A 14,615-nucleotide genomic window follows, 5' to 3' on the forward strand; every position below is an offset into this window, starting at 1 on the left:
GAGACTGCGATGCAAGCACCAATCGTCATTATTGGTAGTGGTTTTGCTGCTTACCAGTTAGTTAAAACTGTGCGTCGAATGGACGCACATATCCCGATTCAAGTATTTACTGCCGATAACGGAGCGGAATACAACAAACCAGACTTGAGTCATGTGTTCAGTAAAAAACAAACAGCTCTTGATTTAGTCGTAAAATACGGTGAAGAGTTCGCCCAAGAGCAGAATATTGAGCTGTTTGCCAACACTTTAATCGAAAATGTAGATACACGGGCGCAGCAAGTGATGGCAAATGGTCGTTCTTATGAGTATTCAAAATTAGTGTTTGCGACAGGAGCAAAAGCGTTTGTACCCCCTATGTCGGGTAATGCAACTAATGAAGTTATTACGCTGAATTCATTACAAGAGTATCAATTAGCACAAGTAAAAATTAGCAGCGCGAAACGCGTATTAGTTGTAGGAGGTGGTTTGATCGGTGTTGAGATTGTCATGGATCTGGCAAGCGCGGGTAAAGCAGTGACGGTTGTTGAACCAAACCCGCACCTGTTAGCTAATCTCATCCCCGAATTCATTGCGTTACCACTAGAAAATCAGCTTAAACAGCAAGGCATTCAACTGGCGCTGGGTAATAGTGTCGCCGAGTTGAACTGTTCAGAGAACTCGTACGTTGCTACATTGACTAGTGGTCAAGTGATTGAATCAGACGTAGTGATATCTGCTGCCGGCTTACGTACAAATACCCAGTTAGCTATAGAGTCGGGAATTGAAGTAAACAAGGGCATCGCTGTTGATGCTCATCTACAGACCTCAGTTGCCAATGTTTACGCACTGGGCGATTGCGCTGAAATTCAGGGACGCCTGATGCCTTATCTTCAGCCGATCGTGTTAAGCGCCAATGTTCTGGGCAAGCAGCTATTAGGGCAAGATGCACAATTAGCACTTCCGCCTACGATGATAAAAGTGAAAACACCAAGTTATCCCATTCAGCTTGCGGGCAACTTTGACAATATTGTGCTGTGGAATGTGCAGTTTTCTCAGTCTGGCATTGTGGCAAAAGCGGAAAATGAACGTAATCAAATGGCGGGTTTTATCGTAGCTGGCGAACAAATCACTCAAGCATTTTCACTGCTTCGTGAGTTGTCTCAAACGAAATAAAGCCCAGATGCTATAAGTATTAAACTGAATACGATTTAAATCAGAGAGGATATAACTATGTCACATCTACGTATTCCAAAAAATTGGACGATTCAACGCTCAACCCCTTTTTCACTAAAGAGAATGTCCCTCAGGCACTACTTAATCATCACAATACAGCTAAAGGTGTATTTGGTCAGTTATGTGTGATGGAAGGTCAGGTGACTTACTACGGCTTTGCTGATAACACCACTGAACCAGAAGCGGTCGTGGTTATTAACGCAGGACAATTTGCGACCAGCCCACCACAATATTGGCATCGAATTGAACTCAGTGAAGATGCGCAGTTCAACATCAATTTCTGGTCAGAATCGAGTCAAAAACATCAACCCATGTATCACTCAAAATCTTAGTGATTATTGCCGGTTGAGCCTGACAACTAACATAACCCTATCTATGTTTTGAAAATTACGACAACATGATGATTACGCAACGTTGTGCTTGGAATCAGTCTCGCTCTGATAAAAACAGAGTGATTTATTTCTACTTTAGGAACAGAGCAAATTTGATCATTTAATTAATCGAATGTGTATAAGGAAAATGGCTAAAAGCATATTTATTCATTTTGAAAAATATGCTTTATCCTGTTCTAAAGTTTGACACTGGTTGGCTGAATGATTTTGGGGCAAAGGCGTGTTTGCGATAGTTGGTTCGCAACTATCGGTTTGCATCAACTCTGCCAAGTGAACTGACAGAGGAAAAGTGACAAGCTTTATTGTAAATGATCAGACTTTATTGGACTAGAAAGAGATGCGTGAGCTTAAAGAGGTTGGAGATAAAATAAAATCTTTGACAATGAATAATGCGTGTATAGTTATTGGATAATTGCAGTTATCCCAACGCCTAAGCCAGACTAATTAGCCAAAAAAACCGCTAGCATTTCTGCTAACGGTTTCTGGTTTATGATTGGCCACCATCTGGTGGATTAATCTTCAAAGGGTACATGGCTACATTCAACAATTCGAAATCCTGATTTAGCCTTAATTTCTCGTGCATATTTGAAAACACGTAATGCCTCATCTCGAAGTCTCCCCTCAAAATACGCGGTCTGAAATGTTTGGCGCGAAGTTCTTACACCATCAGCGTACTTAGTGCCTTTGATACCGCGGTCAGCATCGCTTCGAGCGGCGACATAGGCGCGTCCATCCGTTTTACTTGTGACATCAGCAATCTCACGCCAGACAACCATTCGTGATTGTGGTGGGAGAGTATTTACTACATAGCAACTCACTACGGTCGTGAATGAGCAACCAAGCAGATCGACTTTGTGGTACGTATAATCGTAGTCTGAGCAGTTACCCACGTTTTCAATGATGAATTTAGAGTCGGTATCGTATTTACCTTTCCCAAAGTTCAAAACTGAGCCGCGAATCAGTCCGCGAGAGACCAGCAATTTTAGAGGCACGTTCGCAGTTTTGCGGTAGATACTGGTTTTCGCACTGATAGAAAACTCTTCATAGATGTTTTCGACTTTATACGTGCATTCTGTTGAAAGATTTAGTTGTGCATTAGACATAGTGTTTTCCTTAGATGTATTTGTAATGGTTTAGCGTGAACAAGCAATGCAGGCGACCGGAGCATCGGTAATATCGATATCGTCCTCAAGCTCGGATTGTGAAGGTTGGTTGTAAGTCATTGAGCTAATGATTCGCCCATACGACTTATCTTGTTCGAGTAGTTTCACCGCCTGTTCCGCGGCCTTTTTAGTGCTAGGGTTGGTAGATTTGAGTTCTTGGTAGAAACCTTCAGTAAGGAGAACTCGTTCGATAACAGCGTTAGTTTTTCGGATTGAATAAAGAGTTTTACGATCATTTTGCCAAGTGTAAATATCTTCTGGGGTTTGCGGGATTTCTTGGTCGAAATCGTCGATTTCCAACTCCAGTATTTGTACTTGCCGGTTTGCGCGTAGTTCTTCTTCGTTGTCGTGGTTCATTTCAAGGGTATGGATACGGTGTAACCAGAAATGCTTTAACGACTTTTTCAGGCCAGCTAGTGATGTCGAGTAGTTAATGATCCGCTCAAAGTAGACAAATGGCTCTTTACACATGCCATAGCAATCACTTTGATACTCATATTCCACAGCAACATAGAGCTTACGGGCTTCGGAGGCGCCGAACAGGTCGAGAACATTATCCTTAACCTTGTTGGTACCGCGTTTTGCTTCGTAAGTCATGGAGACTTCACCTAACCGGCTTGGCCGGTAAAAGCGCATCCAGTTCCTGGCGATGCCCGTAACTTGGCTGACTGTTTTAGGCAGTGCGTTATAGACTTTGACAATGTCTGCAGGAACCTCTTCCATGTTTGCCGCTCGAGTCATCAGCTGTGGGTTTTCATGCCAAGCGGCGATGATTTCACTTCTGCGGGAAAAAATGCAGATCTGGCAACCTGATCGGGACTTTTGCGCATAGTAGCGCGGGAAGCCGATCGCTGCGTCTACAATTTTGTTTACATCCTTTTTTACAAGGCGCAAGGCCTGTAATGGGTAAGATGAAGCAATGTAGTCAGATTGCCAGTCAATACCAGAACGTGTTGGTTCGTCATAACGAAGCCCAACAAACTGGATAAACACAGCATCCTCACCATGCCTTTCTCGCAAAGCGTCATAGAACTTTTTGAAGGGAATAGTTTTAAGTTGTTGAGTGCATGCTCGTTGCCTTTGACTTGGCAGGAAATTACCTGCGTCCTCAATCATCGTAAGCATATCTTTCTTAGGCTTTAGCTTGAGGATTTTACGTCCGGTTAGTCGTTCAAACTGATCTAATGCCTCAGATGTTCCGTTAGCCTCAATACCTGTGTCTGCATGTACGTAAGTTATCGGAATTTCAGGGAAAAGAATTCTCATCACGAGCGCAGTCGCGAAGCTATCGATACCGCCACTAAGTGGACAGATATAGAAAATTTTCTTGTTAGGATCTGGGTGTTTAGGGAGTTGGAAACAGCCTTTATTTAGCAAAGGTTGGATCGTCTGCAAAATAGCAGCAGGTAGCTGATTGGACATAGTAGTTCCTTGGATGTGTATATTAGCCGTGGCTAGATATGAGTAAATTTCGAATGAATCGATAGAAGGAAGTGACGCACCGATAAGCTCGGTTGGCAAAGTATTGCGTCGAATTGCCGAAGGAAATTTGATGTTACCGTATGATGGCTTTTGTTGGTACTACTTTACGAGAAAAGTATTCGGTTTTGTGGTTTGATGAGTTAATGGTGTATACAAACTGTAGCCAGTTGAATACAAAGTTTTGTTATATTGGAATCTTCAAAAAATGTGAAAGCCCCTAATTGGGGCTTCAATCTACTCATCGGCGATTCCAAGAGCAGATGCTACAACGTTTGACACATACTGATGCAAAGGTAACTGTTCTCCATACCACTCATATTTACCGTCAGAATCAAACGTATCATTTAGAATAGGATCGGGTGCACCTTGTATCTGAATCTTGATGTCAACTTTTTGGTGGGGTGTTTGTTTTTTCATTATCTGTATCCAACTTTATAAGCAATTCACTGATATATCTAGATAACTCCTGAGGCTAATTTAATTAAGGCTCAATATCTAGTTCGAATCCCTATAAGTACTGTCTTCACGAATCAGATGCAATTTGCTTATGAGATGATTTTGCAATGTTTTGATTTTGCGCAATTTCCTAATCTTTGTCCTTGCGTCTAGTTTCAGATCTTGGCGATGTTTAACTTTACTTCACATAGTTCGAGTCATCCATCAGCATGCCGCCAAGGTAAAACCTCAACATACAGCATAACGTTGATACGTTTTGTAGCATGTGCCAGTGATAAGCAACTGACTAATTCAGTTGTTTATTAAAGCCCTGAATGTCCCAGGGTGGTTATGTAAATCAGAAGGTTTAGCAATGAACGATAAAGAATTTGAGTGCAATGAAGTCGAACAGGACGGATATGAGTCTAATGAGCAGTTCGACGACAACATACCGCTCGATGGTACCGAGTGTGAATACTGTGAAAGGCCTGCGACATACACTTCCACTGGTCAAGCAACATGCGATGAACACTACGAACCACAATCATTTGATTAACCGTCAATTTAACAAGGCTGCTTATGCAGCCTTGAATAACAATATCCCGCGCCAACCGCTAGCAACCGTTACTGGAGACATTATTTGAATGGCAATAAGAGTGCGTCACGTAGCGCCGAAGTGAAATATGTGGTGTCGCCTGAAGAGTACGAAGGTTACTTTTGCCCGGTACCCGACACACCATCTGTCTTTGAATTTCAGGCAATAGATTGTACAAACGACGAGTTTGCCGAGTGGTATATCTTGAAGCTTGGTATGCACAGTAAAGACTGCGTTGATTACCAATTAACAGCAAGTGGACGCGGCGAGATTAAGCTTTGGGGTGTCGAGCACGGCTTAGCTGTGGGTGAGATAGTGGTGATCACGACTAGTGAAGCTTTTGACGGATGGCGAGACAAAATGGAGCATGATGTGAGACAAGAACTTAACCGTTTATGTCTGTCAAAGTAATCGGAATAGCCCCCAGACAATACCTAGAAAGATACTATCTGGGATGCTGATTATCTTGGAATAATGCGGGCCGTTATGCGGCTTTGATTTTTGTAATTAGAGAGGCCTTTGCTGAATCGAGTTTTTCAGGGTTCGTCTTGATGCTCAAATCTGATTTTGCTTTATTACCTAAGAAATACGCGATCCGCTCTGCGTTGGCCCCGCTTGGGTGGGGTAAACCACTGATCAATTGTTCCGCTCGCAATATTCCTTCGCTTACTAAGTACTCCAGCGCCTCATTAACAGCTGGCCCCAATGGAATCCACAAGCAGTCAGTTCCCAATTCTTTAATTTCCGCGGCTAGATACTCATGCAGCATGCCGCGTAGATATGGGTGTTTGTGCGCTTTAGGGGTACCGTTGTAACCTTTACCGTCAGCTTGTACTACTGGATAGCGCAATGCGCTTGTGTAGTGCACCAGACCTGCATGAGTCGTAAAAAGCTGATCGCATGAATCGATACCAAGTTTTTTGTTCAAACCCACCACATCGAGCATTTCACTTAATGGTTTTCGAAAGCCCTTAAAGCTTGCGGCTTGCTTGGCTTTGGCTTGAACGTCAGGGATGGAAGAACCCGCGACAACACCAGATTTTGCAATGCTCAATGATTCTGTTGCTTGTGTTGCGCCTGGGGTTATACCACACAGCACAACTTTTGCTTTTTTATTGATGTGCTCAAATGGCGCGTAATAGACCGATAAGCGGTCGTCTTTAAACATTTGTAATGACACATCCCATGGTTTGGCAGGGTTGCAATGGGTAACTTCATAGGTGTACTGAGTAAGATTGTTCTTTTCCATTATTTTTCCTACTGATTAGTGATATTTGTGGGCTGCAGTAATGACTTCACCGGTATGGCTGATCACCGTATAAATATTTTTCTCTACAGCTTGTTTGGCTTTATTCAACTTGTTCAACAATTGTTTCTTATCCCTTTTTGAAATCATCAGTTTTTCGGCTTCGTTGTCTTCATTAATCTCGATACCGAAAAGCATTAAGATATCGATGACGGTTGGATCGATGCCGCGTTGCTGGCAGCGCGTTTTGGCATGTTTCGTTAGGTTAGGCATGAGTCACCCCTTTTGTTGGGATGTAATTTCTTGTTCTTGGTAAGCGTTTACGTGCTTCATCTACGGAAATTAATAGGGTTTTGCCAACTTTGGTGGCTTTAAGGGGATCAGTCTTACTGCTGATCTCGTTACGCACGGCACCATGAGATGAGAAGCCGGCAAGGAGGGCATATTCCACCGTGGTGAGTTCAGTATCATGGGCCATTGGAAAGAGACAGAAAGCGCCTGTTACGTCTTCCATATCCCAATTGAAATCGAGCTTCAGTCTTGCCATAAACTTGTAAAGTATAATTGTCCCAGCATAACTGACAGAGCGGCTCTCGAGTCCAAAATCACCATCGTGTAAGAGAACAACCTCGGCAAGTCCTGCGTATTTGTACAGGCCAGAAATAAGGTCAGAGGCCTGAACTTGCGTGATTTCGTCTGCATGTAATCCTTTTTCCGCATATTCCCAGACAAACTTAAATTCTTGCCAAAGGTGTGAATTCAGGACCAACTCACGACCATCTTCATCCATATGGTCACAATATCGGTCTGGAGATATACCCGTTCTTCCTACCTGAGATAGATAATCACAGTGATAGAGGACGTAATACACGTATTCCATTACTTCATCTTCCGTCAAAGGACGTAGAGGTATTTGTTTGCCAATATTCAGATAAGCCATAATTCTTTCCATTACGTTTCAAACATAATGAACAGTACAGCGTACCTTTTGTGTGGTCAATAAAATATGATGTTTCAAACGTCATCAAGATGATCTTTGTGATCAGCGACAACTTTTGTTCAACGGAAGTATTACGGTCTTACTAAACCAAAGGGACCTGAGGATAGGATGTTTTGGGGATTTCAGAGCGGCGCCGAGAACATGCTAAATGGAGAATGATAAAATCAAGGGCAGTGATCGGTTGGTGGCAAACTTAACGAGTTGATAATAATTGAGAAGGTAGGAGTTCTATGGGCATCGCAATATCTAAGAATATCGTAGATTTCGGGTTATATACTTACGGCAAAGACTATTACGATGCAGCAAAAGTTTTAAAAGGGCAGGTATCTAGCTCCATTCCATACCATATAATGCTGGCTTTAGCAGTTGAATGCTTTCTGAAGAGCATAAGAACAGAGGTCGAGTGGCATAGCCGAGTGGCCAATAAAGTTCGTCATACTAAACGTGAACATGACCACGCGAAGATATTTCATAAGCTTGAGGTTAATTTCCCGGATGATGCGGCATTCTTAGAAACTAAGTATGCGGAGACATATTATCGATCATTTAAAGAGGACTTGAAACTTAACAAAGATGTTTTCTCGCTACGCCGCTACCCATACTCCGCAAAAGGCGAGATACCGAGAATGCCAATTCCAGAAACAGCTGAAGAACTGTTGTTTGGCATGCAGTATAAAAATGATATAGCAGTTTATGAAACCCAGTTAGAAGATGTTGCCGAATTTCTTCACAGTATCCTTGGGCCATACTTTTCCTAACCCAAAGGACCACCTCTGCCCTCATATGGTTATGATTTACCCGCGCTACACCGGGACTTGGTGTGGCACTTTTTACCGCAATTCGAGCTACGAATTGAGGCCTGACCAAAACTGTTGGAGGACAATAAATTTGATCGGGAACGTGCCTCTTCGAGCGATTAGTAGGCTATAAAAAGCTAAAGTTTGATTAATCTCTAACAAGGTTTTGGACATAAACAAGTTAGAGCCAAAGGTCTAACTTGTGTTGTTCGGATTATGAAAATTAGAGACTGTCCTGATTTCTGTGTAATTGTCTAAGCTTAAGCCTTAAAAGGCTAAGGATAGACAAATGGATAAAAAAGCACTTGAAGCTTTTGCTCGTGAAGCAGCCAAGTCAATCAAGACAGAATCCGATCTTGATGACTTCCGTAAAATGTTAACCAAGGTGACCGTTGAAACCGCGCTCAATGTTGAACTTGATGAGCACCTTGGTTATGAAAAACACGCTACTAAACCCAGCTCGAATTCCCGTAATGGCTACTCATCTAAGTCGATCATCACTGATGATGGAGAAGTTCCGATTGAGGTACCTCGCGACCGAGAAGCAAGCTTTGAACCTCAGTTAGTTCGTAAGCACCAAACTCGATTCCAATCCATGGATGACAAGATTTTAAGTCTGTATGCGAAAGGCATGACTACCCGAGAGATCGTCGCGACGTTCAAAGAAATGTACGATGCGGATGTCTCCTCCACCTTGGTATCTAAGGTCACTGACGCCGTTCTGGAGCAAGTTATCGAGTGGCAATCTCGTCCTCTGGATGAAGTGTATCCCATTGTTTACCTTGACTGTATCGTGGTCAAAATCCGCCAGGACAAGCAAGTCATCAACAAGTCGGTTTATCTAGCACTCGGCGTCAACATGGAAGGTCAGAAAGAGCTACTCGGCATGTGGTTATCTGAAAACGAAGGGGCTAAGTTCTGGCTGAATGTACTTACGGAGTTACAAAACCGAGGCGTCAAAGACATCCTCATCGCTTGTGTTGATGGACTAAAAGGGTTCCCTGACGCTATCAATACCGCTTTCCCAAATACTCAAATCCAGCTCTGTATTGTCCATATGGTGCGAAACTCGATGAAATACGTGCCGTGGAAAGACTACAAGGTGGTCGCTGTAGATCTGAAGGCCATCTACCAATCGAAAACCGAAGATGAAGCCTTGCTAGCGTTAGAGAAGTTCGCTAATAAATGGGACGCGAAGTACCCTCAAATTAGCCGCTCTTGGACAACCCACTGGACTAACCTCAATACACTATTTAACTATCCTGAGGACATCAGGAAGGCCATTTACACGACTAACGCCATCGAGTCGTTGAACAGTGTGCTCAGAAAAGCCATCAAAAAACGTAAGCTGTTCCCAACGGATGAATCAGCAAGGAAGGTCATCTTCTTAGCGATTCAGGAAGCATCCAAGAGGTGGACAATGCCCATCAGAAACTGGCGACAGGCCCTGAACCGCTTTATGATTATGTTCGAAGACAGACTGAGTGATTACATGTAACCCTGACAGTTACACAGAATTATTTACAGTCTCGAAAATTAAGGTAAACCTTTTTATTTATGGCCGTTCAGCAGCCTTGAGCCAATCATTCACTCCAATAACTCCTAAAGCTAAAAGTGTATCTTGCAGTATGACCACACGCTGCAACATAGCTCTGCTGTCAGACTCTTCCAGTTCTTCAGCCTGTGCGAATAGGCGGGTTAGTAGCTGTGTTAGGCTATTCTCATAGTCATGAACATAGGCTTTAGTTCGACGCACGAAATCTAAGTAAATTTCAAAAATTTCTAATGCATACATTGGCTCGTGAACAGAAATCGCGTTCAACCAAGTATCAATACCAAAAATATCATCTCGTTTAGAATCTATTTCTGATTCAAGCAGGTTGAAATAACGCTGAAATAGCTCAATTGGTACAGTAAACAATGATGTAGATTCTCGGAAGAGGCTAGTAAACTCATGCGCGATAATAATAGCATGCAGGTTTCCTGCACTTAATCCAGCCTCCAGTCCCACAAAACACTGCTCTTTGTATCTTTGAATATTGCTATGGTGTGTCCATACACTCGCTGCGCCTCTCCATGCATCGGCTGTTTCTACCGCGTTGAGTTCCTCAATAAAAGTAGAAAAGTCTATGTGTTTCAAAAAAGCTGCTAGTGCAGAAATACGTCCCCAAGCCTCATAGTCTTTGCCGTAACCTTCACGATAAAGCTGGGCTAATCTAGGTGCAATAATTTTGAATTTTTGATGGTATGCGTTATATAAGCATGGTTCAGCTATAGCCCAAAGTCCTTCTGCACTTTCTTTTAACGCAAGATCAAATAGTTCCCAGCCAAGCTCAGGACAACGATCCTGTAAGTACGGCATTCGCCTAAGCATAACGGCACGAATTGCAGGGTGCTTGTCACCAGCATACAGGCGTAATGCAGCAGGCAATGAGTCCGGCCAATGTACACCACTCGCCTCAAGCTGGTTGGCTAAAATGATCAATGCTTCTGCTATGTTTCCTCGTCTCATGTTGATGCCATAAGTAAGCAGATCAACAGAGTCTCCCGAGATTGTACTTTCTTCCATTAATGACGCAAAACTCATTGCTAAATTGACTAGCCGAGCTGCATCTTGAGTTTTTTTGATTATATGTGCACAGTTTTCTATCGCTTTGGATGCTGACTGGTTGTGGTGCCAGTGATCTTGATGTTGTTCCAAGTTTTCGAGAATATTCAAGGCTAGCTTTTCTGCGTCGGGTTTCTCTATGTATGACCAATTATTACGAGGCTGTAGGCTTCCGTATTGGTGCTCTAGATATGTAGTAACTCCCTCCAAGATATCATCACGAAAACGTTCAGAGATCTGCTCCCAGTAATCTGTCAGAAAAGCCATGAAACGTGAAGATTGACGAGAAGCTGCTTCACGTAGCTGCCGGCCAACCTCTCTTTCTCCCCCCACCAGAAAATCAGTAAATGAATCTCTATCATACCCATTGTAGTGTTTAAGCAGGCATAGCACTCCGTTATTACTTATATTCAGAAATACCTCGGAAGAGAACGGAGCGCTGACAGTCCCTCCTCGCGAGTAGATATATGGTTGTCGAATCAACGGCCATACTAGTTTTTCACATTCATGCAATACAGCTTGTGAGTTCGTTGAACGTAAATGGCACGGAATAGCGGTGATTAACAGAGCTTGCTTTTTTATCATCCAAGATCTTGCTTGTGGGTCAGTAGCGTTTTCTTGGTCGATAGTTAGAATGTTTTCTTGTATTGAAATTTGTGTTGAGGGGGGGAGAAATATGTACGCTTTGTTTATCAATTCTTCCAATTCATATGACAAATCAGATTTTAATAATACTTTCTCACACAGCATACGCCCAATTACATCTATATTTGAAGTCGGATTTTCGGTAACAGCAAGGATAGAAAAGTATCGTAATGACTCTTCAGTATTGAAACAGAGCCGTTCTCGGTTGTTTCGCCACCATGAGGTTTGTGAGTTAGCGTGATGTTTGATAGCAGCTTCAATAGAATCCATCAAGAAGCGTTCACTATCTCTATGTCTATGGTCGCTCTGTGTATGCGTATCTTTATAAGACGTTTGGCGCAAGAAACTCCAATGATATCCATGACGTGTTCCTTTGATTTGGCTCCATTGTTCGATCGAATCGATAGCCAAATCGAGCAAAATAGTGGAATTCCGCATTCTTTCTGCTAGAAATTTATCATTTGCGCCACCAAACTCATATGGTTGACAATGCAATTTGTTGTTAAAGCGATAGGAAAGCTCATCTTCTTCGCTTATCTCGCCTGTGATATAGCTCCACAGGACAGTATCGTCCACTAGGCCGCTTTTTAAGAATAGAGCAAGCGAATGGCCAAGAAAACTGCGGCCATGCCTTGGCAAATTGAGTAACTGGAGGAGCAAATTTACATAAATGTTCCGATTATCTGCATGTATTTTCGCTAATTCATGTGCCATTGAATTGACTAACTGGATTTTATTGTCCAATTCCAATGACAACATTTCTGTCCAGTATGTGGAAACCCCGACTGGATCTTCATTTTTCCATAGCGATATGCGGTGTGCATGAGCTGTGAGCCCTTCAATATTGCAGGTGTCTTTTAATATAGGTACTAAATTTTTCATCCAAAGGTGGTGCCACTCTACTCGTCTAGCCCTATTATATATAACCTGAAACACCTCTCGATGTTGGTTACGTAGATCGCGTAGTAGCATCCAGTCATCATCTTGAGGAACTTGCTCTGCAAAGGTTTCTGCTACGAGCCGTCGGATATGAAAAGCATTATTACCTGTTAAAACAGTACGTAATTGCGCTCGAAACTTACGTCGTTCACCTACTGCTAATTGTTCAACAAAGCTTCTAATGCTGGGGCGAACAAATGGTACTGGTGGTAGATTTTGAATGAATTCGTTTAGAGTCACTGATTGCCTGATAGCTCCACTAATTACTAAGACATCTAACAAAGTTTGGTGGCCAAATGTCAGGTTCCCATCCTGTGTTTTGTGTAATACGCCAGTACTTAGGAGTGTTCTTTGGACTTCTTCGGACGCTATAAATCGCTGATGTGGCACAACAAGGCTGCGTGATTTCAGCATATCAGAGGCGATGGATTCTATGGCTTGCATAGTTGTGTTTCCAAGAAATCTGTTAGCTTCTATGGTAGTTTCTAAGTATCGCTGAGCTAAAGCTTGGCTGGTTACAACATTGAAGCTGCCTTGTTGTTGCGCCAATTCAACAAATAAAGCTAGCTCACGAGGATTTCGTATCAGTTCGCGCGTTGTTGAATCGGTGTTCGACGCGTCTATACCGATTTTGACGAGGATTGGTTCAATTTCACTATGCCAGTCTAATGGTTCGCAAATAATTTCCTCTTCCCAACTTCGCTGGGCAATGCGCCTATCATATTTACTATCAAATTCTCGGCAAGCAGTGACAACGGTAATATTGGGAACCAAAAGTAAACGATCTATTTGGGCGAGAAAATACGTCAAGACACTGTGCTCTCTAGCAATAGAAAGTACATCCAACGAGTCTATCATTACAACCACATGTGCATCTTCTGCCATGCGAGCCGCCCTTTCTACCCACTGTGCTGGCAATCCTTGTGCCTGACGATCTTGCTCTGTGTTAATGTCGGCAAATTCTCGCGATTGAATAAATAACGGTAGTAAGTCAGTACAATTTTGGGCGACTTGTTCTAGCTTTTCTTGTACGGCCAGCATCACACAAGTTTTGCCCGAGCCAGGCGCTCCAGTAAGCAAAATTGAACGATACTTTGCTTTAATACCTTCTAAGAGTTTCTTGGCAGCAGAGTTTGCAATATGTTCGTTACCAATATCTTTACGCCATGAGCGGCCAATTGCTGAAGTGCTTTTGAATGAAGCTCGAATCTCCCTTATATCCATAGGGGGAGAAAGTAATGATCCTGCATGGCTCAATAAGAATTTCAGATCGCTTTTGGTCAATCTATGCTGTGTGACTCTATTCTGACTACCGCCTTCCTCTCGCATACTGAGTTGACCAAGACGAGTCCATAAAGAACTGTACGCTGCTGAATAGTTACTTACAATATTACGTAATCTTTCTTGCAGCAGTATATCCATTCGATCCAGTTCTGGGCTTATTTCAAATTTCGTGCGTTGCAAAAAATCATAAGTAGAAAGATTTGAGCCTTGGTCGGAGAGTAGATTAGCTAGTTTGGAATTTGTTTCTCGATTGACTTTACCTAAGTCCGCTCGGTAAGTTGCTTCATCAGGATAGTTGGAACTGAATTCTTTCAGTGCAGCGAGATCACCAAAGGCGCTACGCGAATAAAAGCGAACGAGTGTTTTGGGATCGTTTGTCAACACATTGACTGCTTTTCGCAATTCATCTTCGAGATCAGAAAAAGACCAAGCTTTATGTTGCGACTGGTTCTTTTTACACTGGCAGCATATTTTGGTGCCGTCAGCTTTACCAATAACAACGTCGTCCACCGACCATATTACAGAGTCAATTTCAAGCCACTGGTAGTCTGAATCTGAAAGAACCGTTAACGCCCAATCAAAAGCGACCAATGTCTGGTAACCATCCCCGCGATTTGACTGAATTCCTGCTTTGCTCATTTATTTACTCTGGATAGTAACCAACTTAATAGACATATAGATGCACAGTACAATCATTAGGAAAATTTAGTCAAATAAGAAACAGTAGAACTGTTACGAGCAACAACTCTAAATGGGAAAGGGGTACTTTTGAGTTAGAAAGTGCCATGGGTTAAAAATCAGACTACAACGGCTCTGG

At 42.7% G+C, this 14,615-nt stretch carries 11 protein-coding genes and 1 pseudogene; 5 read left to right on the forward strand and 7 right to left on the reverse strand.

Annotation, left to right across the window (positions count from 1 at the left end; translation table 11 throughout):
* The first annotated feature begins 9 nt into the window (after positions 1–9).
* On the forward strand, positions 10–1,152 hold the full coding sequence (norW, locus tag BLS03_RS13610) for an NADH:flavorubredoxin reductase NorW (RefSeq protein ID WP_093274905.1): 1,143 nt from the start codon (positions 10–12) through the stop codon (positions 1,150–1,152).
* A 57-nt stretch (positions 1,153–1,209) separates the two neighbouring features.
* Positions 1,210–1,544, forward strand: a pseudogene (locus tag BLS03_RS13615) (TehB family protein).
* A 572-nt stretch (positions 1,545–2,116) separates the two neighbouring features.
* Here the strand turns inward: BLS03_RS13615 and BLS03_RS13620 are convergent.
* The 3 genes from BLS03_RS13620 to BLS03_RS13630 all read right to left on the reverse strand — a co-directional run bounded on the left by BLS03_RS13620 (position 2,117) and on the right by BLS03_RS13630 (position 4,666).
* Complete coding sequence (locus BLS03_RS13620; protein WP_093274907.1) at positions 2,117–2,707, reverse strand: hypothetical protein; 591 nt, start codon at positions 2,705–2,707, stop codon at positions 2,117–2,119.
* Positions 2,708–2,737: 30 nt separating this feature from the next.
* A complete protein-coding gene (locus BLS03_RS13625) occupies positions 2,738–4,189 on the reverse strand; it encodes a phosphoadenosine phosphosulfate reductase domain-containing protein (protein WP_093274910.1) in 1,452 nt (483 codons plus the stop codon).
* Positions 4,190–4,483: 294 nt separating this feature from the next.
* Positions 4,484–4,666, reverse strand: a complete 183-nt coding sequence (locus tag BLS03_RS13630; protein ID WP_093274913.1) for a hypothetical protein — start codon at positions 4,664–4,666, stop codon at positions 4,484–4,486.
* 658 nt (positions 4,667–5,324) lie between these two features.
* On the opposite strand from BLS03_RS13630, the gene BLS03_RS13640 reads away from it, so the two are divergent.
* Positions 5,325–5,690: a hypothetical protein gene (locus BLS03_RS13640; RefSeq protein WP_093274919.1), complete on the forward strand. Its 366-nt coding sequence runs from the start codon at positions 5,325–5,327 to the stop codon at positions 5,688–5,690.
* Positions 5,691–5,763: 73 nt separating this feature from the next.
* On the opposite strand, the gene BLS03_RS13645 is transcribed toward BLS03_RS13640, so the two are convergent.
* Genes BLS03_RS13645 through BLS03_RS13655 form a run of 3 tightly spaced genes read right to left on the reverse strand, consistent with a single transcriptional unit; the run spans position 5,764 to position 7,465 of the window.
* Positions 5,764–6,528, reverse strand: a complete 765-nt coding sequence (locus BLS03_RS13645) for a hypothetical protein (protein ID WP_093274921.1) — start codon at positions 6,526–6,528, stop codon at positions 5,764–5,766.
* Between the two features lie 15 nt (positions 6,529–6,543).
* Positions 6,544–6,798: a DUF4258 domain-containing protein gene (locus BLS03_RS13650; RefSeq protein WP_093274924.1), complete on the reverse strand. Its 255-nt coding sequence runs from the start codon at positions 6,796–6,798 to the stop codon at positions 6,544–6,546.
* Positions 6,791–7,465, reverse strand: a complete 675-nt coding sequence (locus BLS03_RS13655; protein WP_093274926.1) for a hypothetical protein — start codon at positions 7,463–7,465, stop codon at positions 6,791–6,793. Before BLS03_RS13655 ends, BLS03_RS13650 begins: the two co-directional genes overlap by 8 nt.
* A gap of 290 nt (positions 7,466–7,755) precedes the next feature.
* On the opposite strand from BLS03_RS13655, the gene BLS03_RS13660 reads away from it, so the two are divergent.
* Positions 7,756–8,283, forward strand: coding sequence for a hypothetical protein (locus tag BLS03_RS13660; RefSeq protein ID WP_093274929.1), 528 nt, complete (start codon positions 7,756–7,758; stop codon positions 8,281–8,283).
* A gap of 328 nt (positions 8,284–8,611) precedes the next feature.
* The gene (locus tag BLS03_RS13665; RefSeq protein ID WP_093274931.1) at positions 8,612–9,820 is read left to right on the forward strand and encodes an IS256 family transposase; all 1,209 of its coding nucleotides are present in this window, start codon (positions 8,612–8,614) and stop codon (positions 9,818–9,820) included.
* 57 nt (positions 9,821–9,877) lie between these two features.
* Here BLS03_RS13665 and BLS03_RS13670 read toward each other — a convergent pair whose 3' ends face one another.
* A complete protein-coding gene (locus BLS03_RS13670; protein WP_093274933.1) occupies positions 9,878–14,437 on the reverse strand; it encodes an AAA family ATPase in 4,560 nt (1,519 codons plus the stop codon).
* Between the last annotated feature and the right edge of the window lie 178 nt (positions 14,438–14,615).

This window comes from Vibrio xiamenensis (genome assembly GCF_900100015.1).
In the GTDB taxonomy this organism is placed as follows: Bacteria; Pseudomonadota; Gammaproteobacteria; order Enterobacterales; family Vibrionaceae; genus Vibrio; species Vibrio xiamenensis.

Excerpts from the sequence above, each read along its gene's own strand:
- norW (WP_093274905.1), top strand. The coding sequence starts at position 10 with ATGCAAGCACCAATCGTCATTATTGGTAGTGGTTTTGCTGCTTACCAG.
- BLS03_RS13620 (WP_093274907.1), bottom strand. The coding sequence starts at position 2,707 with ATGTCTAATGCACAACTAAATCTTTCAACAGAATGCACGTATAAAGTC.
- BLS03_RS13625 (WP_093274910.1), bottom strand. The coding sequence starts at position 4,189 with ATGTCCAATCAGCTACCTGCTGCTATTTTGCAGACGATCCAACCTTTG.
- BLS03_RS13630 (WP_093274913.1), bottom strand. The coding sequence starts at position 4,666 with ATGAAAAAACAAACACCCCACCAAAAAGTTGACATCAAGATTCAGATA.
- BLS03_RS13645 (WP_093274921.1), bottom strand. The coding sequence starts at position 6,528 with ATGGAAAAGAACAATCTTACTCAGTACACCTATGAAGTTACCCATTGC.
- BLS03_RS13650 (WP_093274924.1), bottom strand. The coding sequence starts at position 6,798 with ATGCCTAACCTAACGAAACATGCCAAAACGCGCTGCCAGCAACGCGGC.
- BLS03_RS13655 (WP_093274926.1), bottom strand. The coding sequence starts at position 7,465 with ATGGCTTATCTGAATATTGGCAAACAAATACCTCTACGTCCTTTGACG.
- BLS03_RS13660 (WP_093274929.1), top strand. The coding sequence starts at position 7,756 with ATGGGCATCGCAATATCTAAGAATATCGTAGATTTCGGGTTATATACT.
- BLS03_RS13665 (WP_093274931.1), top strand. The coding sequence starts at position 8,612 with ATGGATAAAAAAGCACTTGAAGCTTTTGCTCGTGAAGCAGCCAAGTCA.
- BLS03_RS13670 (WP_093274933.1), bottom strand. The coding sequence starts at position 14,437 with ATGAGCAAAGCAGGAATTCAGTCAAATCGCGGGGATGGTTACCAGACA.